General features: G+C 71.4%; 23 protein-coding genes and 1 riboswitch. Of the genes, 13 read left to right on the plus strand and 10 right to left on the minus strand.

What is annotated here, in order from left to right; all coding sequences use genetic code 11:
• Positions 1 to 525 carry a hypothetical protein gene (locus ABWV20_RS06565; protein WP_353354027.1) on the minus strand — a complete coding sequence of 175 codons (525 nt, stop codon included), beginning with the start codon at positions 523 to 525 and terminating at the stop codon, positions 1 to 3.
• A 103-nt stretch (positions 526 to 628) separates the two neighbouring features.
• Here ABWV20_RS06565 and ABWV20_RS06570 point away from each other — a divergent pair, with 103 nt between their 5' ends.
• Both ABWV20_RS06570 and ABWV20_RS06575 read left to right on the plus strand, forming a co-directional pair.
• Positions 629 to 1,630 carry an ERCC4 domain-containing protein gene (locus ABWV20_RS06570; RefSeq protein WP_353354028.1) on the plus strand — a complete coding sequence of 334 codons (1,002 nt, stop codon included), beginning with the start codon at positions 629 to 631 and terminating at the stop codon, positions 1,628 to 1,630.
• A 118-nt stretch (positions 1,631 to 1,748) separates the two neighbouring features.
• Positions 1,749 to 3,182: a lipase/acyltransferase domain-containing protein gene (locus ABWV20_RS06575; protein WP_353354029.1), complete on the plus strand. Its 1,434-nt coding sequence runs from the start codon at positions 1,749 to 1,751 to the stop codon at positions 3,180 to 3,182.
• Positions 3,183 to 3,191: 9 nt separating this feature from the next.
• On the opposite strand, the gene ABWV20_RS06580 is transcribed toward ABWV20_RS06575, so the two are convergent.
• Complete coding sequence (locus ABWV20_RS06580; protein WP_353354030.1) at positions 3,192 to 3,734, minus strand: 2'-5' RNA ligase family protein; 543 nt, start codon at positions 3,732 to 3,734, stop codon at positions 3,192 to 3,194.
• 232 nt (positions 3,735 to 3,966) lie between these two features.
• Here ABWV20_RS06580 and ABWV20_RS06585 point away from each other — a divergent pair, with 232 nt between their 5' ends.
• Entirely contained in the window at positions 3,967 to 4,155 is a 189-nt protein-coding gene (locus ABWV20_RS06585) for a hypothetical protein (RefSeq protein ID WP_353354031.1), read from the plus strand.
• 3 nt (positions 4,156 to 4,158) lie between these two features.
• Here ABWV20_RS06585 and ABWV20_RS06590 read toward each other — a convergent pair whose 3' ends face one another.
• Entirely contained in the window at positions 4,159 to 5,130 is a 972-nt protein-coding gene (locus tag ABWV20_RS06590) for a zinc metalloprotease (protein ID WP_353354032.1), read from the minus strand.
• A gap of 192 nt (positions 5,131 to 5,322) precedes the next feature.
• Between ABWV20_RS06590 and ABWV20_RS06595 the strand changes: the two genes are divergently transcribed.
• From ABWV20_RS06595 to ABWV20_RS06610, 4 genes are all read left to right on the plus strand, one after another.
• The gene (locus tag ABWV20_RS06595) at positions 5,323 to 6,831 is read left to right on the plus strand and encodes a long-chain-fatty-acid--CoA ligase (RefSeq protein ID WP_353354033.1); all 1,509 of its coding nucleotides are present in this window, start codon (positions 5,323 to 5,325) and stop codon (positions 6,829 to 6,831) included.
• 241 nt (positions 6,832 to 7,072) lie between these two features.
• Positions 7,073 to 7,978: a hypothetical protein gene (locus ABWV20_RS06600; protein WP_353354034.1), complete on the plus strand. Its 906-nt coding sequence runs from the start codon at positions 7,073 to 7,075 to the stop codon at positions 7,976 to 7,978.
• Entirely contained in the window at positions 7,975 to 8,418 is a 444-nt protein-coding gene (locus ABWV20_RS06605; RefSeq protein ID WP_353354035.1) for a phage holin family protein, read from the plus strand. The genes ABWV20_RS06600 and ABWV20_RS06605 overlap by 4 nt, the downstream gene beginning before the upstream one ends.
• A complete protein-coding gene (locus ABWV20_RS06610) occupies positions 8,415 to 9,032 on the plus strand; it encodes a DUF3618 domain-containing protein (protein WP_353354036.1) in 618 nt (205 codons plus the stop codon). Before ABWV20_RS06605 ends, ABWV20_RS06610 begins: the two co-directional genes overlap by 4 nt.
• A 44-nt stretch (positions 9,033 to 9,076) precedes the next feature.
• Here the strand turns inward: ABWV20_RS06610 and ABWV20_RS06615 are convergent, their stop codons facing one another.
• Positions 9,077 to 10,366 carry an alpha-hydroxy-acid oxidizing protein gene (locus ABWV20_RS06615; RefSeq protein ID WP_353354037.1) on the minus strand — a complete coding sequence of 430 codons (1,290 nt, stop codon included), beginning with the start codon at positions 10,364 to 10,366 and terminating at the stop codon, positions 9,077 to 9,079.
• Positions 10,367 to 10,440: 74 nt separating this feature from the next.
• Positions 10,441 to 11,376, minus strand: a complete 936-nt coding sequence (locus ABWV20_RS06620; protein WP_353354038.1) for a DUF4097 family beta strand repeat-containing protein — start codon at positions 11,374 to 11,376, stop codon at positions 10,441 to 10,443.
• A gap of 96 nt (positions 11,377 to 11,472) precedes the next feature.
• Between ABWV20_RS06620 and ABWV20_RS06625 the strand changes: the two genes are divergently transcribed.
• Positions 11,473 to 12,630, plus strand: a complete 1,158-nt coding sequence (locus tag ABWV20_RS06625) for a GNAT family N-acetyltransferase (RefSeq protein ID WP_353354039.1) — start codon at positions 11,473 to 11,475, stop codon at positions 12,628 to 12,630.
• 204 nt (positions 12,631 to 12,834) lie between these two features.
• Here ABWV20_RS06625 and ABWV20_RS06630 read toward each other — a convergent pair whose 3' ends face one another.
• The 3 genes from ABWV20_RS06630 to ABWV20_RS06640 all read right to left on the minus strand — a co-directional run bounded on the left by ABWV20_RS06630 (position 12,835) and on the right by ABWV20_RS06640 (position 16,144).
• Positions 12,835 to 13,122, minus strand: coding sequence for a WhiB family transcriptional regulator (locus ABWV20_RS06630; protein WP_353354040.1), 288 nt, complete (start codon positions 13,120 to 13,122; stop codon positions 12,835 to 12,837).
• A gap of 148 nt (positions 13,123 to 13,270) precedes the next feature.
• Entirely contained in the window at positions 13,271 to 14,674 is a 1,404-nt protein-coding gene (locus ABWV20_RS06635) for an FAD-binding oxidoreductase (protein ID WP_353354041.1), read from the minus strand.
• A 216-nt stretch (positions 14,675 to 14,890) separates the two neighbouring features.
• On the minus strand, positions 14,891 to 16,144 hold the full coding sequence (locus tag ABWV20_RS06640; RefSeq protein WP_353354042.1) for an MFS transporter: 1,254 nt from the start codon (positions 16,142 to 16,144) through the stop codon (positions 14,891 to 14,893).
• A 61-nt stretch (positions 16,145 to 16,205) separates the two neighbouring features.
• Between ABWV20_RS06640 and ABWV20_RS06645 the strand changes: the two genes are divergently transcribed.
• Positions 16,206 to 17,222, plus strand: coding sequence for a zinc-dependent alcohol dehydrogenase family protein (locus ABWV20_RS06645; RefSeq protein ID WP_353354043.1), 1,017 nt, complete (start codon positions 16,206 to 16,208; stop codon positions 17,220 to 17,222).
• Between the two features lie 216 nt (positions 17,223 to 17,438).
• Here the strand turns inward: ABWV20_RS06645 and ABWV20_RS06650 are convergent, their stop codons facing one another.
• The gene (locus tag ABWV20_RS06650; RefSeq protein ID WP_353354044.1) at positions 17,439 to 18,542 is read right to left on the minus strand and encodes a transposase; all 1,104 of its coding nucleotides are present in this window, start codon (positions 18,540 to 18,542) and stop codon (positions 17,439 to 17,441) included.
• Between the two features lie 191 nt (positions 18,543 to 18,733).
• Between ABWV20_RS06650 and ABWV20_RS06655 the strand changes: the two genes are divergently transcribed.
• From ABWV20_RS06655 to ABWV20_RS06665, 3 genes are all read left to right on the plus strand, one after another.
• Positions 18,734 to 19,531, plus strand: a complete 798-nt coding sequence (locus tag ABWV20_RS06655) for a hypothetical protein (protein ID WP_353354045.1) — start codon at positions 18,734 to 18,736, stop codon at positions 19,529 to 19,531.
• A 145-nt stretch (positions 19,532 to 19,676) separates the two neighbouring features.
• Positions 19,677 to 19,869: riboswitch (cyclic di-AMP (ydaO/yuaA leader) on the plus strand.
• A 2-nt stretch (positions 19,870 to 19,871) separates the two neighbouring features.
• Positions 19,872 to 20,744, plus strand: coding sequence for a CHAP domain-containing protein (locus ABWV20_RS06660; protein ID WP_353354046.1), 873 nt, complete (start codon positions 19,872 to 19,874; stop codon positions 20,742 to 20,744).
• Between the two features lie 116 nt (positions 20,745 to 20,860).
• The gene (locus tag ABWV20_RS06665; protein ID WP_353354047.1) at positions 20,861 to 21,940 is read left to right on the plus strand and encodes an alpha/beta hydrolase family protein; all 1,080 of its coding nucleotides are present in this window, start codon (positions 20,861 to 20,863) and stop codon (positions 21,938 to 21,940) included.
• A gap of 81 nt (positions 21,941 to 22,021) precedes the next feature.
• Here ABWV20_RS06665 and ABWV20_RS06670 read toward each other — a convergent pair whose 3' ends face one another.
• Positions 22,022 to 23,239: a S8 family serine peptidase gene (locus ABWV20_RS06670; protein ID WP_353354048.1), complete on the minus strand. Its 1,218-nt coding sequence runs from the start codon at positions 23,237 to 23,239 to the stop codon at positions 22,022 to 22,024.
• 165 nt (positions 23,240 to 23,404) lie between these two features.
• Between ABWV20_RS06670 and ABWV20_RS06675 the strand changes: the two genes are divergently transcribed.
• Entirely contained in the window at positions 23,405 to 24,250 is an 846-nt protein-coding gene (locus tag ABWV20_RS06675) for a DUF6299 family protein (RefSeq protein WP_353354049.1), read from the plus strand.
• Positions 24,251 to 24,274 lie beyond the last annotated feature (24 nt).

The following is a 24,274-nucleotide window of genomic DNA, read 5'->3' on the forward strand; positions in this document are numbered from 1 at the left end:
TCAGCCACCCTCCAGCCAGCTGACGAACGCATCGCTCGCCGCCTGCGCCTCGTCGCAACCCTGGTTGATGTCACCGGCGATCCCGAGGACGACCGAGACGTCGTATCTCTCGATGTCTATCAGGTAGTCCTGCAGCTCCTGCAGACCGGCGACGCACTGGTCGAGCTGGACGGCCACGTTGCGGGACCGCTCCACGGCGGACCCGAGCACGCCGACCGTGTCCGCCGCCTGCGCCTTCTCGTCGGCCAGGTCACGGATGCGCTTCGCGGCCTCGTTGTACTCAGCGGTGACCTCGTCGAGCGACGTCTTCGTCTCCGCGAGCGCCGCCTGCGACGCGTCGAGCTGACCCTGCACCTGCCGGCGCTGCGCCGACATGTCGGCGAGGTCGGCTGAGACCTGCTCGGCCCGGAGCTGCCACTCGCGGGCCGAGTTGTTGGAGTAGACGTATGCCGCTGAGCTCGCCCCCAGCGCAAGGACCAGCAGGCACGTGGTGACGATCCAGACGATGCGGCGGCGTTCCCCCATACCGGACATCGTGGACCAGTTGGCCGTCGGCGTCAGCAGATTCAGGTGGAAGCTGTGGGCTCGGGCACGGCCCGACGACGGCAACGACGGGCAGACTGTGGTCGTGCCTGACGACTTCCTCGTGGCCCGCAACCCGGAGGAGGGCAGCTCCCTGCCCTACGTCATCCGCATCCCGCTCGGGCCGGACGGGATCGTGCTCAAGGCCCGCGAGCCGTGGCCGCGGACGGCCAAGGTCTACTGCCACCGGGCCGAGGCGTGGCCCATCGACGCCGAGGTGCTCGAGCGCGTGCCGACCCGGGTCTGCACGAGCCGGGGTGCCGCCATCGACCTCGTCCTCGATCGCAGCCGGGAGAACCGGTCGCAGTTCGTCCTCGCTCGGGCCAAGGGTCGGCACGTCATCTTCTGGCAGACCCCACGGACCGCGAAGCAGGCCCGCCCCAACGTCCGCATCCCGACCGCGCGGCCCCGACCGGGTGATCCCGACACCCCCGACGCCGGGCCGCCGATCCCGGCTGAGCTGGAGATCCTCGTCGACAGCTATGAGCGCTACGCATGGACGTTCAGCCGTCAACAGGCCACGACCCGCAGGGCGCCGCTCTCCGTCGGGGACTACGCCGTCGAGCTGGACGGTCGCGTCGTCGCCGCGGTGGAGCGCAAGTCCCTCCAGGACCTGTCGTCGAGCCTGCTGAACGGCAGGCTCAGGTACGCCCTCGCCGAGCTCAGCGGCATACGGCACGGGGCGGTGGTCGTCGAGGACAAGTACTCCCGCGTGTTCTCGCTCAAGCACGTCCGGCCGGCGGCCGTCGCGGACGCGGTCGCAGAGAGCCAGGCCCGCTACCCCACCGTGCCCATCATCTTCTGCGAGACGCGGGCGCTGGCCCAGGAGTGGACCTTCCGCTTCCTCGCCGCGGCGCTGCACGAGGCCCGGCTGGATCTCGGGGCGGCACCGCACCTCGACGACCTGGAGCGGGCCGGCCCGGTGCCACCGCGCGAGCCGACGACGGCCGAGGTGCGCGCCTGGGCCGTGGCGGAGGGGCTGCCGGTCAGTGACCGCGGCCGCCTGCGCCCCGAGGTGTGGGACGCCTACCGCGCGTCGCGTCGTTGAGCGAACCGGCCACGTCCGCCCCTCCCGCGTGCCACCGTGGACTCATGGGGGCACAGACACGGGGGGCACAGACACGGGGGGCACAGACATGGGGGGCACAGACATGGGGGGCACAGACATGAACAACAACGATGTGGTCGTCGTCCTGCCCGGGATCATGGGCAGCACACTCGGCGTGCGGGGCAAAGACGGGTCGCCGGCCTCGGACAACCTCTTCTGGGCGCCGTCCGGCGGCGCGATCTGGAAGCTCATCACGCGGCGCAACAGCATCCTCGACCACGAGCTGCCCGAGGGCATCGGGGACGCGCACCCGGACGACGGCGTCGAGCCGGTGGGCCTGATGCCGGACGTCCATGCGATCCCCGGGATCTGGACGCCGCTCAAGGGCTACGACGTCCTCGTGAAGCACCTGCGCTCGCTCGGGTACCACGAGGCGACCGGGGACCGTCCCGCGAACCTCGTTCCGGCCCCGTACGACTGGCGACTGTCCAACCGTTACAACGGCCGGCAGATCGCCTCCATCGTCGAGCCCGCCCTCGATCGCTGGCGGGCCCAGGGCGGCGAGTATGCCGACGCGCGGCTCGTCTTCGTCTGTCACTCGATGGGTGGCCTGGTCGCGCGGTGGTACATCGAGAAGTGCGGCGGCCACGAGGTGACCCGCAAGCTCATCACCCTCGGCACGCCCTGGCGCGGCGCGACCAACGCGGTCGAACAGCTCGTCAACGGCGTGCGCAAGGGCATCGGCCCGCTCTCGGTCAACCTGACCGGGTTCGCGCGCAGTCTCCCCTCACTGCACCAGCTGATGCCCGAGTTCGCTTGTATCGCCAATGGATCCGGCTACCTCAAGACCACGGAGACAACCATCCCCGAGCTGCGCACCGCCATGGTGTCTGACGCCATGACCTTCCACACGGAGCTCCAGGACGCCGAGCGCGGGCGGGCCGACAGCAGGAGCATGGCGCACCTGGTCGTCGGGATCCGGCAGCCGACGAACACCACCGTCCGGCTGTCCGAGGGCCGCGCGACGGTGTCGGAGACGTTCGGCCCGGACAACGACTACGGCGACGGCACCGTCCCCCTCGCCGGGGCGATCGGGCACGACGAGCGGCTGGACACCAACATCGCGGTCCGCGTCCCGGAGAACCACAGCGCCCTCCAGTGCAACCGCTTCGTCCTCGACCAGGTCCAGGAGCTCCTTACGGCCGCACCGGTCCGGCGCCGCGACCTGTCGTCCGTGACCGTCCGGGCTCGCGTGCCCGACCTCGTCGTCCAGGGCGAGTCGCTCGACGTGGACGTCGACGCCGAGGTGGAAGCCGACGCCGGGCCGCTCGGCGCCGCCCCTCCGTCGGCGCTGGAGGTGACCGTCCGCACCGAGAAGGGCAAGGTCCTCGCGCATGAGATCGTCACTGTCGATGGGGAGGGCTCGGGGAGGGCGTCGTTCCCCGGACTGCCCGCCGGCACCCACACCGTGACGATCACGGGTCCGACCCCCGCCGCGGGCGTCCGACCGGTCACGTCCTCGACGGTGGTCTGGCCGACCACACCGGACTGAGGGCGCGGCTCAGGGGATCCCGGGGAGGGGCCAGGTCTCCCCCGTCGAGCTGTCGATGAGCGCCGCCCGGTCCACCGTGCCGGTGAGGGGAAGGACGTCGGCCACCTCCTTGACCACCACGGCCAGGCCGGCCCCCGTGGCCCGGGTCGCGACCGACACGTGCGGGACCCAGCGCCCGGGGGCGTAGTGGCGGTGCAGCATCCCGCCTGACTCGATGACGGCACCCGCGACGGCCTCCTGGCGGGCGGCGACGTCCGCCGCGACCGCAGGCGCGAGCGCCACCCGCCCCCGGGGGAACGCGACGGTCCCCTGGAAGCTGACGTCGAACCCGCCCTTGTCAGGCAGGTCCTCGACGGCGGCCCGCACGACGACGAAGTCCCACTCGAGCAGCACCGCGTAGGACAGGTGGGGACGGTGCCGGCCGTGGGTGTGCGACTCCAGGGTCCGGATCCCCTTGCCCTCCAGACGCGCCCAGAGCTCGCGGATCAACCGGTCGGTCCGCCGGTCGAAGAGGAGGCACACAGCCAGAGCCACCCCCATAGCCTGCGACATCGCACGAGAGTGCGCAAAGGCCCACGACGGCGAGGGTCCACCGTCGACACGAAGCCGGCTGAGCGGCATACGGAGTCGTCCGGATGCCGCTCAGCTCGCCACGCGCGTCGTCACAGGTCGCCCACCAACCGCCCCCGCCGTGCGCCGCTGAGCGAGCTCAGCGGCATACGGCGTCGTGGGGGACACTGGGCCACGTGACGGGTTGGACGACATCGAGCTGAGGAGGTGGCGGGTGAACCGGCACTGGAACCTGCCCATCGGCATCCTCCTCATCCTGATCGGCGGCCTGTGGACGCTGCAGGGTCTCGGCCACATCGGCGGCAGCATGATGACCCGGGTCGCTCTCTGGGCCGTGGTCGGGCCCGTCGTCGCCCTCGTCGGGGTCTTCTTCGTGCTCAGGTCGCGGCACCCGCCCGACTGAGGGTCAGCCCTTCCCGCCGGCGCGGAACGCGAGCCACGCGTCGCTCATCCGGTCCGCCTGACCCGTCGTGAACATCTCCATGCACTCGTCCTTGGTGTAGTCCATGAAGTTGCGGATCGGGTCGAGGCCTTCGGCGGCGCAGGTGTCGGCGCCCTCCGGGCAGTTGAACTGCGGGTGGGCCTCCTTGGGCGTGTCAGCCACGAAGTCGCCCGAGGCGGAGCAGCCGTTGTTGAAGGTGTGGTGCAGCAGCAGCCAGTGCCCCACCTCGTGCGTCAGCGTGTCGCCGAAGGCGTACTTCCCTGCCGTGCCGCCCGGCATGGACTCGTCGAGGATGACGACGCCGTCGATGAAGTCGCGGCCGGTGTTGTAGTCCTTCGGGAAGTAGGCCCAGCCGAGCAGGCCGCCGCCGATGTTGGCCGTGTAGACGTTGAGCGTCTCGGAGTCACCCTTGTAGAGAGACTTCTTCATGTCCCGCTCGGACTTGCCGGGCGTCACGGTGTACCAGTCGTCGTTGACGACCCAGTCAATGCTGTCGAGCTCGAAGCGGAACGGCGTGTCGGCGGCGTCCGCGGCCGTCGCACCGGAGAAGGAGTCGTTGAGCACCGTCATCTGGTCCTCGATCATCTGCTCCATCCGCGACTGCTCCTCAGCGCTGAGGGGGTGGTCGGAGATGGAGTGGAAGACGGTGCGCACGTTCACACTGCCGGCGGGCAGCGTGGGCCGGTCCGGGAGCAGACCGTAAGCCTTCGCCTCGTTGTCGGGGAAGAGCTGCGGCTCCTTTGCCGCGGCACCGTCCCGCACCCGGGCCAGGTCCGGGAGGCCACCCGCCTGCTCGCACTCAGCGGCCGCCGGGGAGGTGGTGGGCCGCGAGTCGGACGGGGCTGCGGTGACGGCCGGCGTCGAGCCGCTGACGATGAGGGCAGCGGCGGTGACCGTGCCGAGCAGGGCCAGTCGCGCATGAGTCTTTCTGAGCATCGAGGTGCGCCTTTCGGTCGGGAGCTCTCCGGTGGGAGGACGGTGCGACGCTACCTGCGAACCCTCCCGCGTGGGCCGTTCACCACGTCCCGATCTCAGGAGGGCGTGGTCGGCACCACTCCGGCACCATTCCGGGCCCGATCCGCTGCATGATGGCTCTGGTACTCGCCGGTAGGCCGCAAAGGAGCTCACATGACCAATCTCGCCACCAATCTCGTCGCCACCGCCACGCGGTTGCCCGACAAGGTCGGGATCAAGCTCGACCAAGCCGAGATCAGCTGGGGGCAGCTGCACGCGGCCGCCGCCAAGGTCGCCGGCCAGCTGCGGGAGGCGGGGCTCCAGACCGGCGACCGCGTCTCGCTCATCCTCCCCAATGTGCCCGCCTACCCCGTCCTCTTCTACGGCACGCTCCTCGCGGGCGGCATCGTCGTGCCGATGAACCCGCTCCTCAAGAGCGGCGAGATCGCGTACTACTACCAGGACGCCGGCACGACGTTCTCGTTCGTCTGGCCGGACTTCGCCGAGGAGGCCCGCAAGGGCGCGCAGATCGCCGCCGACGAAGGCGTCGCGACCCAGGTCATCGAGTGCACCGCGATGGGCCCCGGGCCCGGTGCGCTTCCCGACGCCGACCCGCTGACCGAGCCGGTGGAGCGGGCCGACGACGACACCGCGGTGATCCTCTACACGTCGGGGACGACGGGGAAGCCGAAGGGTGCCGAGCTGACCCACTTCAACCTCCACCGCAACGCCGAGCGGTCGTGCGACGACATCATGGAGATGAGCGAGGACGACGTGATCATGGGGTGCCTGCCGCTCTTCCACGTCTTCGGGCTGACCTGTGGCCTGAACACGAGCGTCCTGCGCGGCTGCACCCTGACGCTGATCCCCCGCTTCGACCCCGCCAAGGCGCTCGAGGTGGTGGGACGGGACCAGGTCACCATCTTCCAGGGCGTGCCGACGATGTACGCCGCGATGCTCAACCACCCCGACGCGGACTCGGCCGACACCGCCAGCCTGCGCACGTGCGTGTCGGGTGGGTCCGCACTGCCGGAGGCCGTGATGCGCAACTTCGAGCAGAAGTTCGACGCGCAGATCCTCGAGGGCTACGGCCTGTCGGAGACCTCCCCGGTCGCGTCCTTCAACATGCCCGACCGGCCGACGAAGCCGGGCACCATCGGCCGCTCCATCCCGGGCTGCGAGATGAAGCTCGTCGACCTCGACGGCAACGACACACCGCCCGGCGAGATCGGGGAGATCGCGATCCGGGGCGAGAACGTCATGAAGGGCTACTGGCGCAAGCCGGAGGCCACGGCGGAGGCGATCCCGGACGGGTGGTTCCGCACCGGCGACCTCGCCACCGTCGATGAGGACGGCTACTTCACCATCGTCGACCGCAAGAAGGACCTCATCATCCGGGGCGGCATGAACGTCTACCCGCGCGAGGTGGAGGAGGTCCTCTACACGCACCCCGACGTCCTCGAGGCCGCGGTCGTCGGCATCCCGGACGACGTCCTCGGTGAGGAGGTCGGCGCCGCCGTTGCGCTCAAGCCGGGCTCGGAGACGACGCTCGACGAGGTGCAGGAGTACGTCAAGGAGCGGATCGCCGCCTACAAGTACCCCCGCAAGATCTGGCAGCTGAACGAGCTGCCCAAGGGCCCGACGGGCAAGATCCTGCGCCGCGAGGTGCGCCAGCCGGGCTGAGCGCAGGCAGCCGACGAGAGGCCGCATTCCCTTCCCGGGGGTGCGGCCTCTCCCGTGTGCCGTATGCCGCTGGGCCGGCTCCCAGCGGCGGCTCCCGTCCCCGCCCGGCCGGGTGGGGACGGTTAGGCCTTCTCCGGCCGGGGGTAGTGGGAGCGGAGCGGTCGAACCCTCAAGCAGTGAGGGCTGACGAGCACTTCAGCGGCGGGGCTTCGCCTGCGCCGCGACCCAAGGAGGAGGACAGATGTCCCAGCACACGAACGGATGGACGTCCGGGAGCCTGGAGGACACGGGCCTTTCCGAGACGTACCAGAGCGGCACACCAGGCACGGCAGGCACACCAGGCACGACGAGCACACCAGGCACGACGAGCACGACCAGTGGCTCGAGGACCGAGGCGGCCAAGGAGGCCGGTCGCGAGACCGCTCAGGTCGCCAAGGGCGAGGCGAAGCACGTCGCCGAGACCGCCAAGCAGGAGCTCGGCAACGTCACCGCCACGGCAACCGACCAGATGCGCCGGCTCATGGACCAGTCCCGCTCAGAGCTGACCGAGCAGGCCCGCTCCCAGCAGCAGCGGCTCACCACGAACCTGCGCAGCCTCACCGACGAGCTCGACTCGATGGCCGTCGCTGGTCAGCCGGGTGTCGCGCACGACCTGGTCCGCCAGGTCTCGCAGCAGGCCAGGGCCCTCGGTGACTGGCTCGACGGCAACGAGCCCGGCGCCGTCCTCGACGAGGTCAAGCGGTTTGCCCGGCGCAAGCCCGGCACGTTCCTCGCCGTCGCCGCGGGACTCGGCTTCCTCTCCGGCCGCATGACGCGCGGTCTCGCCGCGGCGGGCCAGGACGAGGACACGGCTCCACGGGCCGCGGGCTCCACGGCGTACGGCACGCCGGCGTACCCGGCTGCCGCCCCGGAGACCTACCCGGAGACCGGCGCCACGGGCGCCTACGGCACTGGGGGCACGACGGGAGCCGTCATGGACGGCCCCCTGGCGACCACCGGCACCACGGCGACGTCCCCCACCGCGCCGACCGGAGCCACCAACCCCACCACGGGGACGACCCCGTCGGGGACCGCCGCCCACCCTGACACCTTCGGCTCGGATGAGGCGACGCGCGAGGACTGGACCGATCGAGGTGACTCCCGATGATCGACACATCCGGCGCGCGCGGGGCCTCGCCGCCGCGCGAGACGACCGACAACCTGCCGGGTGAGCCGTTGAGCTCGCTCGGGGACGTGGTGGCCGACATCGCCAAGGACCTGTCGACTCTCGTCCGCCAGGAGACCGAGCTGGCCAAGGCCGAGCTGCGGGACTCGGCGAAGCGAGCCGGCAAGGGCTCCGGCATGTTGGGCGGTGCAGGACTGGCCGGCTGGTTCATCCTGTTCTTCCTCTCGATCGCCCTCTGGTGGGCCATCGGGGCTGCCCTCGGTCTCGGCTGGTCGGCGCTCATCGTCGCCGTGGTCTGGGCCATCATCGCGGCCGTCCTCTACTCGATGGGCCGTGGCGAGCTCAAGCGAGTGCAGGGCTTGCCGAAGACCACCGAGACCGCCAAGCAGATACCTGAAGCCATGAAGGGGAACGCATCATGAGCGACTACGAGACCGAGCGACTGCGCACCGAGGTGGAGCGCACCCGCCAGGAACTGAGCGACGACGTCAACCGGCTCGGCACGACGGTGTCGCCGAGCACCATCGCCGAGCGACAGAAGGCGAAGGTGAGCCAGAAGGTGTCGAGCTGGCGCGAGCGCCTGCTCGGCAGCGACGACGACCCGTACTCGAGGAGCGGCGCCGCCCCGGGCAGCACCGACTCGGGCCACTCAGCCGTCGAGGGGGTCCAGGAGATGGGCCACGACATGAAGGTCAAGGCCCGTCAGCAGGCCCAGGGCAACCCGCTCGCCGCGGGCGTCGTCGCGCTGGCTGCCGGCTGGCTGGTGGGCTCCGTCCTGCCGGCCTCCGAGAAGGAGAAGCAGGCGGCGGCCGCCGTCAAGGAGCAGGCTCAGCCGTTCGTCGAGCAGGCGACCGCTGAGGTGAAGGCCGCTGGCAGCGTGATGGCCGAGCACCTCAAGCAGCCGGCCCAGGAGGCCGTCGAGGAGGTCAAGACCGCCGCGAGCGACTCCGCTCAGGAGATCAAGAGCCAGACCCAGAGCTCTGCGGACTCGGTCCGCACCGAGGCAGAGCAGCAGGCGCGCGACGTCAACCGCTGACCCACGTCGCGTCCACCGAGCGCGGTCTCGGCCGGGGAGGGACCTCAGGTCCTTGCCCGGCCGAGGCCGCGCTCGCGCAGCTCGGCGATGCTGCGCACCCCCGTGAGGGCCATGGTCAGGTCGAGCTCGGCGAGCAGGTACTCCATCACCGCTCGCGCTCCCGCCGCCCCTCCGACGGCGAGCCCGTAGACCCAGGGCCGCCCCACCATCACGGCGTCGGCCCCGAGCGCCAGCGCCTTGTAGATGTCGGACCCGCTGCGGACTCCGCTGTCGAAGAGCACCGCACGGCGCCCGGCCACCTGCTCCACGACGGCCGGCAAGGCATGCAGCGAGGCGATCGCCCCGTCGACCTGGCGACCCCCGTGGTTCGACACGACGACACCGTCCATGCCGACATCCACCGCTCGCGCAGCGTCCTCGGGGTGCTGGATCCCCTTGAGGAGGATCGGCAGGCGCGTCCGCTCGCGCAGGAAGCCGAGGTCCGCCCAGGTGAGCGAGGGACGGGAGAACACCTCGAGGAAGGTCTCGACGGCAGCTCGCGGCAGCGGCGAGCGGAGGTTGTCCCGGATCGGGCCGGGCCAGTGCCGCGCCATCGACAGGGCCGCCCCGACGGCCGCGCGCGTGGGTCGGGGCGTCGGTTGGATCGGCGTCACCGGACTGGCGACCCGTTCCTCGACGAGACGGCGGAAGACCGGGTCGCTGAGGTACTGGGCCATGCCCTCAGCCCGGGTGAACGGCAGGCTGCCGAGGTCGAGGTCCTTGGTCCGCCACCCGAGCGTGTGGGTGTCGAGGGTGACGACGAGGGCCTGGCTGCCGATCGCCTCGGCCCGGCGCACGAGGGACTCGACCAGCTCGTCGTTGCTGCTCCAGTACAGCTGGAACCAGCGCGGACAGTCGCCGAGGGTCGCTGCCGTCTCCTCCATCGGCCGCGAGCCCTGGTTGGAGATGACCACCGGCAGGCCGAGCTCGCGCGCTCCCGACGCGAGCTCCACGTCGGAGCGCGGGTGGGCCAGTTCGAGCGCACCGATGGGCGCGAACAGCACCGGCGCCGGGACGCGTCGGCCGAGGAGCTCGGCCGACAGGTCCCGCGAGGAGACGTCGACGAGCATGCGCGGGACGATCGGGACGTCGTCGAAGGCCGCCCGGTTGGCGATGTCGGTGCGCTGCTGGCCGGCGCTGCCCGCGACGTAGGCCCGGGCGCGGGCGCTCAGCTTCCTCCGGGCCGCCTCCTCCAGCGCGGCCGGCTCCACCGGCACCGCAGGGCGGCGCCCGAAGACCCCCTCCCGATAGATCCGTGACTGGACCCGCCGACCCACGCTGTCCTGCTCGCTCATGCCGTCCAGCATGGCGGGTCGCCAGGGTCGTCGGGGTCGTCAGGGTCGCGAGGACCCCACGTCCGGGATCCGGCCTAGTGGATCTCGACGTCGCCGGACCCGGTCCGCACTCTCACGCGCTGGCTCGCATCGGCGTCCGAGGCGAGGTCGAGATCCTGCTTCCCCGATCCGGTGCCCACGTCGAGTCGGTACCGCTCACCCTCCGCCGCGTCGATCGCGACGTCCCCCGAGCCGGTGGTGACGTCAAGGGAGGCTGGACCGGACACCAGCTCGAGGTCGATGTCGCCGCTGCCGGCGCGCAGGACGACCGAGGCCGGGGCGGAGTCGAGCTCGAGATCGAGGTCGCCGCTCCCGGTCACCATCCTGATGTCGCTGCTCGCCAGGGCCCGGGCCTCCACGTCACCGGATCCCAGCTCGAGCCGGACCGTCCCGAGCGGGCCCTCCAACACCACATCGCCGGACCCGCCGTCGAGGGTGATCGCCGTGGTGTCTGGCACGCGGACGACGTAGTCGACCGAGCAACGCCAGTCCCACCCGGTGCAGTCGGGAGCATGGACGACCGCCGTCTCGCCGTCCCACGCCTCGTCCACGGTGGGCTTCGAGCCACCGACCCCCCACTCGAGGTGCCTCGTCACCTCCACGGTGCCGGCCGGGGCGCCACCGAGCACCGTGACGTCGGTCGGTCCGGTATCGAAGGAGATCGTGCCGCCGGTGAAGGGAACGACCTCGGTGTGCGACTCCGAGTGCGCGAGCCCGCCGGCACTGGAGACGACCAGGACCAGGCCCACCCCTGCCACGGCGAGCCACGGCCGGCGCGAGCGGAGCCGGCGTTGGACCGGCCACGGGGCCGGTGACGGCGGCGGGCCGGGGTCGCCCGGCACCCGATCGTCCGGCACGCGGTCGTCCGGCACGTGCGTCGCGGGGGGCATCGTGGGTCGGGGCAGGAACGGACCCGATGAGGTGGCTCCGGCCGACCCACCCGGCGGTGGAGCGCTGGGTGTGGAGGTCACCGCCCCACCGTAGGCAGGTGGTGCCCGGGGCGCCACGACTTATCGAGGGGACACTATTCGTTCGCCCGCGCTCATCGCCGATGGCAGGGTGACCGCATGCCCTCTCATCCGACTCCCGCGCGCCTGCTCACCGATGGCACGGTGACGCTTCGGCGGCACACTCCGGCCGACGTCGACCGCATCGTCGAGCAGGCGACAGACGAATGGTCGTTGCGGTGGACCACCGTCCCACGGGACTACACCCGCGCGCACGCAGTGGAGTTCCTCGAGCAGATCGAGAGCGCCTGGGCTGACCCGGCCGGGACCCGTTCGTGGGCCATCGAGATCACTGGTGACGACGGCGATCCGCAGTTCGCCGGCACGATCGACGCCCGCCCGGGCGCGTCCTGGGACCACGCCTCGCTGGGATTCGGCCTGCACCCGTCGGCGCGAGGCCGTGGCGCGATGTCACGCGCCGTCCGCCTCGTGGCGACGCACGCCTTCGAGCACGGGTTGTGGGGTCGGCCGTTGAACCGCATCCACTGGCGCGCCCTCGCGGGCAACTGGCCCTCACGACGGGTCGCCTGGGCCGCCGGGTTCACCTTCCACGGCACCCTGCCCGGCACTGACGCCGACCCGGTCGACCCGGACGGCCCTGCCCTGGACTCCTGGCACGCCAGCCTTGCGGCCGGGGAGCCGATGCAGCCGCGCCACCCCTGGATGGAGCCAACACCCCTGCAGGGTGCGCTGATTCGGCTGCGCGGGTGGCGACCCGAGGACCTGGCGGCGATCGAGGAGCGCAACGACCCGGCACACTGGTTCCCGTCGGCCAACCCGCTCCGGCCCGACACCTTCGACGCCTGGCTGTTCCGCCGGCACGAGCTGATGGCGAGTGGCATGTCCGTCGAGTGGGCCATCGCCCACCCCGACACCGACCGGGCGCTCGGTCACCTGACGATCTTCCTGCGCGGCGGCACGCTCACGGGCGACGTGGCGGAGCTCGGCTACCAGCTGATGCCCAGCGCTCGCGGCCGAGGCCTGACCAAGGCGGCCTGTCGCCTGGCCATCGCCCACGCCTTCGCACCCAGGGCCGCCGGGGGCCTCGGCCTGCGGCGGCTCGTCGCCGAGACGGCCGCCGACAACCTGGCGAGCAACGCCGTGCTCCGCGCGGTCGGTTTCACCGAGTTCGGCAGGGAGCACGCGACCGATGAGCTGGCCGACGGCAGGTTCGAGGATGCCCTCCACTGGGAGCTGGTCCGGCACCCGCCCCTGTAGGAGGGCCGCGGTGGCGCGCGGAAGAGACGCACGGGTCCCTCCCCGCCGGGACCCTGACGCCGGGCATGACGATGTCGTGTGCCACCGGCTGGGCGGCACACGACATCGCTGCGGTGGTGCTCGGTGGTGCTCGGTGCTGCTCGGTGGTGCTCGGTGCTGCTCGGTGCTGCTCGGTGCTGCTCGGTGGCGCTCGGTGGACCCGGGTCAGGCGGCGACCGGCCGCTTGCGCGGACGCCCTCGCGGCCGCTTGAACGCGACGACGGCGCCGTCGACGATCAGCTGTCCACCCCAGACCCCCCAGGGCTCCCCTCGGTCAAGCGCGCCGGCGAGGCACTCCGCCCGGAGCGGGCATGCTCCGCACAAGGCCTTGGCGAACTCGACCTGCTCCGGTCGCTCCGCGAACCAGAGCTCCGCGTCGTACTCGCGACACGGGATCGTCTCGCCGTGGTGGAGCACCTCGCCATCGAGGTTGGGCTGCTTGCTCTCCTTCATCGTTCACCCCTGTAGTCCGGGCGCACCCGTGGAGGCGGCGCGCCTGGTTCTGACGTCGGCCCGGCGGTGGAGCGCCGGGACGCATTGCCTGGAACTGATCGGTGTGATCCCCCTTCGCTGGTCTGGGTGCTCCCCTCGGGCGGCCCGGTCAGGACGCCGGCAGCACGGTGTGGTTGCGGTGGAAGACGTTGTCCGGGTCCCACTGCGCCTTCACTCGGGCGAGCCGCGTGTAGGTGTCGGCCGGGTAGATGTCGTGGATCCGGTCGGGCCCGTCGTCGTAGACGAAGTTGGCGTAGCCACCCGGCGTGCCGCCGCAGAGCGCCGCCTTGAGCGCGTCGAGCCACGGCAGCTGGGCGTCCAGCTCCTCGGGTCGGTTCACGATCGCCGCGACGTTGACCATCAGGGCCCGCTGCCGGTGTGCGTAGGCCGTCGCATCGGGGCTGACCCGTGCGATGGCGCCACCGAGCGGGCGCAGCTGAGCGACGGCCATCTGCACCTCCGGCTTCGCGAGCTGCGCGGTCAGCGTGTCGAGGGCGAGCTGAGCGCTCGTGCGGTCGAAGTCGTCGGCGTAGCCGTTGCGACCCGCCGCGACCGGGCGGTAGTCCTCCGGGGCCGGCTGGAACATCCCTGCGTAAGGGATCTCCCGGACGAGATCGGCGAGGGGGGTGGCCAGTGCCCGGAAGGGTGCGAGCACCGGCTCGGCCTCCGTCGCCGTCCCGGCGAAGGTCACCAACGCGAAGAGGACGAGCCTGCCGTGCTGCTCCGGCGGGAGGAACGGCATCGGGGGTGCCGGCATGACGTTGACGATGCAGGTGAGCTCGTCCGGAGCATGCTGTGCCTGGCGCACGAACCCGGCGATGGTGTCGGCGGTCGCCGGCAGGATCAGCATGCCGCCGACGACCTGATCGAGCCGGTGCAGGCGGAACGTGAACCGGGTGGCGACGCCGAAGTTGCCGCCACCGCCACGGAGCGCCCAGAACAGGTCGGGGTGGTGGTCCGCGTCAGCCACGACGACGCGCCCGTCTGCGGTCACGAGCTCGGCGGCGAGCAGGTTGTCGATCGTCAGGCCGTGCAGCCGACTGAGGAACCCGACTCCGCCGCCGAGCGTGATGCCGCCCACGCCGACGGTCCCGGTGTCGCCGAACCCGAGGACGAGGCCGTGCTCGCCGAGCGCGCCGGTGACCGCCCCGGCGGTCGCACCGCCCCCGATCCGGACCGTGCGGTCGTCGACGTCGATGTCGATCGAGGCGAGGTGACGCAGGTCGATGACGAGGCCCCCCTCGACGGTGCTGTGGGCCGCTCCGCTGTGGCCACCGGCCCGGACGGCGACCTCGAGGCCGTTGGATCGAGCGAACGCGAGGGCGGCGACGATGTCGTCGGTGTCTTGCGGCTGCACGATGACTGCCGGGGCCTGGTCGAGGTGCTGGAAGAAGATGTGGCGGGCGTCGTCGTAGCCGTCCGTGCCGGGGGTGAGAACCGCACCGGTGACGGTCTCGGCGAGCCCGCGCAGTCGCTGGCGGTCGAGGGTCACAGAACCATGTGTGGAGGTCATGGCGTCCATCCTTCGAGTTGAAGTGCACGTTAAGTCAATGCGTTTGCTGCGGCCGGTTGCTCGGCTCCTTTCCCTGACGTCGAACGAGCGCGCACGAATACGACGCGTCAGGTCGATCAGTTGTGACAGTTCCCCCCGACCGTACGTCGCACCACCGACAGTTCAAACGATTCGGCGGAGAGTTCCGCCCAGCGGCGTAGGCCGGGGGTGGCGCGCCTACGTCCCGGGATGGAGCCGGGCTCCCCGGCGCGGCCGAGCGCTGGGTCGGACGGTGCGCCAGAGCAGGCCGAGGGCCAGGACCTGGGCGGCGGCGACCGTGAACACGAGGACAGGCAGGGAGACGTCGTAGAGCCAGCCGATACCGGCCCCGCCGATGACGGCGAAAGCACCCTGAACGCCCGCGAACACGCCGTAGGCCGTCGCCCGCCGCCCCGGGGGGACGATCTCGGCAACGAGGGCCTTGACGGCGGAGTCCTGGACGCCGAGAGCCAACCCCCAGGCGATCACGCCGAGGAGGACCAGGCCCACCGACTCTGTCAGCGCAAGCGGCGGGACGGCTGCGACGAGGAACGGCACGACGAGCAGGACATGGGCGCCGACCTGGTCGTAGGCCCACCCGACGACCAGGGCGGACACAGCCCCGACGGCCATGGCGACGGCGTAGACCAGCGGCACGGCAGCGACGGGGACGACGCCGTCCGCCGTCAGGTGGTAGCCGATGATGCCGAAGGTGACCAGTCCCCCGGTCGTCAGGCTGGCCGCCACCGCGAACCAGAAGAACTCGGGTGGCAGATGCCGGCCGAAGGCATCGCTCAGCCAGGCTCGCACCGCCCCCCGACGCCGTATGCCGCTGGGCGGGCTCTCCGGGTGCCCGTCCTCGGCAACGACGCCCAGGTCGGGCACCCGGGCCCGGAGGACCAGCAGGACGGCGATGGCGACCCCTCCGGGAACGGCGAGGACGAGCATCCCGGGCCAGATGGCTCCCGTCGCCGCGACGACCGCAGCGACGAGGAGGGGCCCGGCAAAGGCGCCCACCTGGTCCATCGCCTTCTGGACGCCGAAGCCACGCCCCCGCCCGAGGGCGCCGGCGGCATGCGCGAGAAGCGCCGACTTCGACGGACTCCTGATCGCCTTGCCGCTCCGCTCGAGCAGGATGAGCACGGCAGCGACCGCCAGCCCCGCCCCGCCGACGAAGGGCGCCACCGCCAGGAGGGGCACACACACCGCGGTGAGCGTGTAGCCGCTGATGGTGAGCAGCCAGTACTTGCCGGTCCGGTCGGCGAGTGGTCCGAAGACCAGCCGCAGGACGAGGGCCATCGCCTCGCCGAGGCCCGTCACCACCCCCACGACAAGGGCGGTGGCTCCGAGGGAGGCGAGAAGTGGGCCGTACATCGACCGCGCACCCTCGTACACCATGTCCGCCGTGAGGCTGATGACGCCGAACCACAGCACGACCCGCCAGCTCGTCATCTCTCTCCTCACGCACCCCATGATGCCGGTCGGTCCTCGCAGACCCGGCAAGATGGGGGCCATGCGCGCCACGACGATCCACGCCCCTCGCGACATCCGGCTGAGCCAGGTCCCCGACCCGACCATCACCGCACCGACCGATGCAGTCGTCCGGGTGGTCGCCGCCTGCATCTGCGGCTCCGACCTGTGGCCCTACCGCGGAGAGAACCCCATCGACGCCGGCGCCACCATCGGACACGAGGCCGTGGGCGTCGTGGAGGAGGTCGGGTCCGACGTGAGCTCCTTCCGCCCGGGCGACTTCGTCATCGTCCCGTTCGACCACTGCGACAACACGTGCCCGCACTGCCGGGCCGGGGTCCAGTCCGCCTGCGACAACCTCGGCTTCACGTCGAGCGGCCAGGCGGAGCTGACCCTGGTCAACCAGGCTGAGGGCTCCATGGTCAGGACCGACGGCATGCCGGACGACTCGCTCCTGCCTTCACTCCTCGCCCTGTCCGACGTGATGGCGACCGGTTGGCACGCGGCCGTGGCTGCCGGGGTCCGGCAGGGAGGGACCGCCGTTGTCGTCGGCGACGGTGCGGTCGGGCTCTGCGGCGTCATCGCGGCACGAGAGCTGGGTGCCGAGCGAATCGTCGTCATGTCGCGGCACGCGGACCGGCAGGCGCTCGCCCGCGAGTTCGGGGCGACCGACATCGTGGCCGAGCGCGACGACTCCGGGGTCGCCGCGGTCCTCGAGCTCACCGATGGGGTCGGCGCCGATGCGGTCCTGGAGTGCGTCGGGACCGACCAGGCCATCCGGACGGCGTTCAACGTCGCACGGCCCGGTTCCACGGTGGGCTTCGTCGGGGTTCCCCACGGTGTCGAGCTTCCGGTGCGGCACATGTTCCGCCGCAACATCGGCCTGGCCGGCGGCATGGCCCCCGTCCGGCGCTACCTGCCGGACCTGCTCGAGCGGGTCCTCGACGGGCGCATCAACCCGGGCCGGGTGTTCGACCTGACGCTGCCGCTGGCCGAGGTCGCGGAGGGCTACCGGGCGATGGACGAGCGTCGAGCCATCAAGGTGCTCCTGCGGCCCTGATGTCGACGGCCACGGGTGGCGATCCCGAGGCCGGCGGTCGCCGACCCACCGAGCGCCCAGACGACGGCACCGGCCCAGCGCGACCCGGCCGAGGACCGGGCCCCGAACCACGAGAAGGAGCACGGCGAGCGAGCCCACCGTCAGCGCGGCGACCAGGTGCTGGAGCACCCTCCGGAGCGGCGCGGACCACCTGACGAGTGGGCCGGCGTCGATGTCTCACGTGGCCGAGTTGACGAAGCCGATGACGACTGCACCCCACCAACCCACCTGGGAGACCGCCGTGGACAGCATCATCTGGCGCCACTCCCGCTCCGGGACGTCGACCGGGGACGCGTCTGACGACAGGGCGGCGAGCCGCAGGCGGACCGGCGCCATCACCGCGCCATTGACCGACACGGCGAGCACGAGGGCCAGCTTGAGCAGGGTGAGGGGCGACCCGATGTCGGGCCGCAGGAGGGTGCCGGTGACGAAGAGCCCGCCGAGACCCATCCAGATGATGGGCGAGGCCGCCGCAGCCAGGCGAGTGGACTCGGTCAGCGCCCGGCGACCGGCGAGCCAGAGCAGCCCGTGCCAGTCGACGAGGAGCACGGCCCCGAAGGATGCGACGAGCGACATCACGTGAAGGGCGCTCACGGCAGGGCGCATCGAGTACGACTCGGGAACGAGCCGGGACAGCACGATGCAGCCGGCGAAGGCCGTCAGGACGATGACCAGGCGGTGGAGCGGGCTGAGGCGGGCGGTTGCCGCGAAGACCCCATCAGTGGGCACCGCCGCCGCGAGGTCGCGGGCCGCGGCCGGACCAGGCTGGATGGGCTGCCTGGGTTGCGTGAGCTGCGAGCGCTGCGTGGACTTGGCGCGGGGAGCGGGCTGCGGGGCCGAGGGCTCGTCCTTGCTGGGGGCGGTCCCGGTCCCACTGCTGACCGCCTCGGACTCCGGGGCCGGGAGCACGGGCCAGTCGTACGTCCGCCAGTCCGGCCACTCCTCCTCGATGCGCTCGCGCACGGGCCGGGGGTCGTCGACGGGCTGCGGCGGCTCACTGGCGGCGGTGTGGCGCAGCTCGTCGGAACCGGCGTCCCGCAGCCAGCGCCGGAGGGTGCTGACGCTGACGCCGACCTCCTGGGCGACGGCCGTCACCGTGACACCGGGTCGGCGAGCCAGCGCGACGGCGTGGGCGCGGAACTCGCTGGTGTACCGCTTGGCCCGCGACGGCGTCGGGCGGGAGGTGCCACGGCTCGGCAGATGGACGACGACCGCCTCCTCGGGCCGATCGTCGCTCGCGTCCTTGTCCTCTGGGTACCGCTTGACTGGTGGATGGGACATGGCTGCACCTCATGACTCCCCCGGGCCGGACCTGTGGAGACGGGATCCGGTCAACTCTGCGAGGATACCGACCCCCGCGGTCCATGGCGGTCTCGAAGAGCCTTACGCGCCAGTAACATCCCCTGAGCCGGGTAGCACCTAGAGTTGGCCGGGTAGGTGTTCGGGAATCGGCCACTTCTGGGGGTAGCGCGATGACACAACAACCAGGGACCCGCCGCGAACGGCGCGAGCTCGAGCGCCAGCAGCGCGGGCCGGCGGCTGCCGTCGCCGTGCTCGTGGTCGCCCTGATCGTCCTCGGCGCCGCCGTCTGGTTCGGCAAGGACCTCTTCGTCGGGTCCCCGACAGCGGCTCCCGTCAGCCCGACGGCCACCTCGACACCTCCGTCGACCGCGCCGAGCACGGCCTCGACCCAGCCGACGACAGCGGCGACCCCCTCCGAGTCCCCGACGCCCACCGTCGACCCCGTCGCGGCGCGGGTGGAGGAGTGCCGCAGCGGTTGGCTCCTGCAGGCGAAGGCTCGTAGCGCTGCAGGGACGTCGCTCAGGGAGTGGGACGCCCACCTCGACATCATGAACGCCCTCCAGGCCGGCAAGATCTCATTGGCCAAGGCCAAGAAGGACTGGGGACCCACCACCGCCGACGCGCCCCAGCACATCGCCGCGTTCCATGCGGCCGACCGCGCCTACCGCTCAGCGGAACGACGCTGCGACGTGCCCCCGGGCGCGACGCCCAGTCAGCAGACGAAGGACCTGGCCACCTGCGCGGCCAGCATGAAGGTGGTCGACGGGATCCTGGGCCGGGCCCGCGCCGCCATCGAGCCGTGGGAGACCCACCTGAAGGACCAGTCGCACTTCAAGGCGGGCGGCATCACGGCGACCCGCGCCGAGGCGCTCTGGCGGTCCCTCTGGCAGCAGGGGCTGAAGCGAAACCCGCCCTACTTCACGGCGGCCGCGGCGGGCGCCAAGGCGGCCTGCCCGCTGGCCGGCTGAGCCCGGCAACCCGGCGGCCGTCTTTACCATTTGATGGACAGCCCGTTACCCGAACGTGACATCGGGGAAGGAGTCCTCTAGTCTCTTGCCCAGCCCCTCCCTCGGTGGGGCCGGCCGTGAGGCGGACGCCGAGTCCTGCCATCGCCTCGAGGTCCCGCTTGACCCGCATGGCAGGAGCGGGGGAACCACAGTTCCTCCGAGCGTCGTGGAGCCGGACCCGTCCGGTTGCCCGTCGCTCTTGGGGTGTAGCACTCGAGGAGGGCCTCCGGGCCCGAGACGAGGCCGGGCAGCCTTTCGCCCGAACCCGACAGCTAACCTCGTAGGCGCGGAGAGGTTCTCTGTGAAGACTGACAACCGTCCCGGGCGCCACCGGGCGCCGGGTGGGTACAGCCCGCTCGGCGAGCTCAAGAGCATTGCTCGTGAGTCCGCGCAGCCGGCCATGAAGGGCGCGGCTGTCGTCGCCGCCGCTGGCGGGCTCGTGGCCACGCTGACCGCTCCGGCCTCGGCCGAGACCATGTCCGGCGCGTCCGCGGCCGCACCGGTCGCCGCGCCGAAGGTCGCCGCACCGAAGGCTGCCGCCGCCGTCGGCCCTGACGCCGCCCTCGCACCCGCTGTCGCGGCGGCACCGGCGCTCAGCTCCATCGGCTACGCGTCGACGACGACGAAGGCGCCCACGGCCAAGCCGATCGTCATCAAGGACGTCGTCGTCGAGAAGAAGCGCGAGGAGGCGGCCCAGAAGGCGCGCGAGGCCGCCGAGGCCCGCCGTGCGGCCGCCGAGCGCGCCTCACGCTCGGCCACTCGCGCCACGCTGACGTCGTCGACCTACTCGCCGAAGGCGACGGTCAACGGCTCGTCCGGCCAGAAGTCCGCCTACAACTGGGCCACTGCCGGCCAGTGCACCTGGGGCGCGCTCAACAAGTGGTACCAGTCCGAGGGGTACTACCCGGGCGGCTGGACCGGCAACGCGATGGCCTGGGGCTATGGCGCCGCCAACGCCGGCTACACCGTGTCCAGCACCCCGCGCACGCGCTCCATCGTCGTCATGCAGCCGGGTGTCCACGGCTCCTCGAGCGTCGGCCACGTGGCGTGGGTCACCGCGGTCAACGGCAACGAGATCACCATGATCGAGATGAACGCCCTTGCTGGGCCGTACAACTACAACACCCGCACGGTCACGCACGTGGGCGGGATGCAGTACATCTACGCTCCGTGATGCAGCGCAGCTGCTGACACCGCGGTCACAGGCGGGACGGGTGCCGAGGCACCCGTCCCGCCTGTGTCATGCCCAGCCAGCGGCCGCTGGGCAGGTTCCCCTGAGACACTGCAGGGGTGCGAGGGACCATCGTCGCCTGGACCCTGACGGCCGTGCTGGCCGTCAGCGCCTGCACGAGCGAGTCCGTCCGCGAGACGCCCGGGGGCACCGCGACCCGGAGTGCGCCCACCACGGGTTCGAACACGGCGTCGGCCACGGCGCCCACGTCCGCCTCGGCCGCGACGTCATCAGGGACGACTCGGGCACGGGCGAGCACGACTGAGCCTGCGGACCCTGCCTTCATCCAGTCCCTCATCGACACCGACTTCGACGGTCGCGACCTGCGGCTGGGTCGTGAGGGCGGGAGCACGAGCGCCTACCGCCAGTTCTACGCGACGTTCCGGGGAGACGGACTCCTGATCTCCGGACGGATCAACGTCCCCCGCGGCACGGGCCCCTTCCCCGCCGTTGTGCTCGCCCACGGCTACGTCCCCATCGAGGAGTACACCAACGGCGCCACGATGCTCCGGGAACGCGACTACCTGGCCCGACAGGGCTACGTCACCCTCCACATCGACTACCGCAACCATGCGCAGTCCGACGACGACCCTGACAACGGCGCTGCGCTGCGCCTCGGCTACGCGGTCGACGCGATCAACGCCGGTCTCGCCCTCCAGCAGTTCGAGGCCGTCGACCCCGACCGCATCGGCATCATCGGCCGCTCGATGGGCGGCGGGGTGGTCTACAACGCGCTCGTCGCCAGGCCCGGCCTCTTCAAGGCCGGGGTCGCCTACAGCCCGGTGAGCTCGGACACCGTTGACAACTTCAACCGGTGGGTCCGCCGCGACGACGACCGCGAGGGCGACGCCCGAGCGGTGCTACGGCGACTCGGGACGCCCGAGCGGGCGCCCGAGACGTGGGCACGCACCAGCCCCCGCACGTACTTCGACCGGATCACCGACCCGATCCTCATCCATCACGGCACCGAGGACGAGGACTGCCCCATTCGCTGGTCCGCGGAGACCGTCGCTGCGCTGAAGAAGGCCGGCAAGAAGGTGACCTACCACGTCTACCCGGGGGAACGTCACACCTTCACGTCGCAGTGGCCGCTGTCGATCCGCCGGACCGGGTCCTTCCTCGACGCGAACCTCCGCTGACGCCAAACGTCTCAGAGGCCAAACTCCTCAGAGGCCAAACTCCTCAGAGGCCAGACGTCCGCTGAGGCCGGGGCTTGCTCCTCAGAGGCCGGCGACGTCGAGGAGTGGCTCGTGGATGCCGTCCGGGTCGCCGGTCCAGCCCGAGGTCCCGGCGGCTGCGAGGGCAGCCCTGACCGCGGCGGGCGTCGCGCCGGGGTGGGTGGACAGGTAGAGCGCGGCGGCCCCGGCCACGTGCGGGCTGGCCATCGAGGTGCCGCTGATCGAGCGGTAGCCGCCACCACGCCAGGTGGAGAGGACACAGACGCCCGGGGCGGCGAGGTCGACGTCAGCACCGAAGTTCGAGAAGCCGGCGAACGTGTCGTCCGTCCCGTACGCACACGTCGGCGAGCCGAATCCCCCTGGCAGACCGTCGAAGTCCGTGATCGCTGAGACCGTGATCACCTCGGGGTAGGTGGCGGGGACGAAGGAGGATGCGTCGGCTGACGCGTTGCCCGCCGCGACGACGTAGGTGACTCCGGCTGCGGTCGACCGGCAGATCGCCTCGCGCAGACCGTGGTCGGTGCAGGAACCCTCAGAGCCGCCTCCACCGAGACTCATGTTGGCGACCTCGATGGTGTCGGCGTGGGCCGTCACCCAGTCGATGCCACAGAGCACCGAGGACCAGGTGCCGCTGCCGTTGGCGTCGAGGACGCGGACGGCCCAGAGCCGGGCACCGGGTGCGACACCGACGACCCCGATCTTGTTGTCCCTGGCGGCTGCGGTCCCGGCGACGTGGGTGCCGTGACCGTGCAGGTCGTTCGAGGAGAGGTTGCCAGAGACGCAGTTCACGCCGCCGACGACGTTGAGGTCCTTGTGCCGCGGGTCGATTCCCGTATCGATGACGGCGATGTCGACATCAACCGCTCCACGTCCATCGCCGGCTCGGGCTGAGCTCACGTCAGCCCCGACCCGGCTGATGCCGGCCGGCACGATCTGTGCCGTGATGCGCACCTGCCGGTCCGGCAGAACCGCTGCCACCCGAGGATCGCGGGCCAGGGCCGTCGCCGCCGCCGGCGTGAGCCGGGCCGAGTAGCCGCTCAAGGCGTGGCGGTAGACGTGGTCGACGGAGGCGCCGTGAGAGCGGGCATGCGCCGAGGCCACTGCCCCGGGATCAGCACCCGGCTCGAGGGTGACGATGTAGGAAGCCGCTGCTCCGGCGCGGTCCGGTCCGGCGGCTGCGGCCGAGGACGTGACCCCCGATGTCACCGTCAGTGCGGCTGCGAGAAGGAGCGGAACTGCCGACACACGCCTGATCTTCATCACTGCCCCCAGTTTCCGGTTTCGGGTCGTGCGCCGACCGTCACATCAGTAGCGTAGGCCGCGTGGCCTCGGCCACGCGGCCCAACAGCGAAACTCGCATCCATTGCGCCTGGCGCGATGTTGGGAACCGGCGCCTCGCGCACGACCGCAAAAAGGGGTAGGTCAATGAAGGCTTCACGTCGGTTCCTGGCGGCTCTTGCCGCCGGCCTCACGTCACTGGCGATGGTGGGCTCTCCCGCTGTCGCAGCAGTACCGAGCAACGACACGTTCTCCGGTGCCGAGGCGATCGCCTCGGTCCCGTTCTCCACGAGCCAGGACACGACGGAGGCGACCACCGACGCCGACGACGCCGAGCTGAACGCCTTCTGCGGCGCACCGGCCATGGACGCGAGCGTCTGGTACAGCTACACGGCGGCAGCCGACGAGGCGCTCCTCGCCGACGTGTCCGCGTCGGACTACAGCGCCGGCGTCTTCGTCGCGACCGGCGCCCCCGGCAGCTTCAACATCCTCGCGTGCGGTCCCGGTGGGGCCGCGTGGGAGGCTGCCACCGGTGAGACCTACTACGTGGTCGTCATCGACGACCAGCAGGACGGCGCGGGCAACGGGGGCCAGATGGAGCTGACCATCGACGTGGCGCCTCCGCCGCCCGCGCTCGAGGTCACCGTCAACCCGAAGGCCCGGTTCGACTCCAAGACGGGCTCCGCGATCCTGTCCGGCACGGTGATGTGCGGCAGCGACGCGGTGTTCGCCTTCCTCGAGGCCCAGGTCACCCAGCGCGTCGGGCGGATGCTGATCCGCGGCTTCGGCGGCACCGAGGTCACCTGTGACGACACCACGCGTCCGTGGGAGATGTGGGTCGCCGGCGACAACGGCCTCTTCAAGGGCGGCAAGGCCGTCAGCGCGACGTTCTCCGCGGCGTGCGGAATGGTCTTCTGCTCGGAGTACTTCTCCGAGGACACCATCCAGCTCTCCGGCAAGAAGATGGTGACGCCGAAGGGCCGCGCCCGCTGACGCCACCACCCGACCAACCGGGCC

It is taken from the genome of Intrasporangium sp. DVR (assembly GCF_040365325.1).
In the GTDB taxonomy this organism is placed as follows: domain Bacteria; phylum Actinomycetota; class Actinomycetes; order Actinomycetales; family Dermatophilaceae; genus Intrasporangium.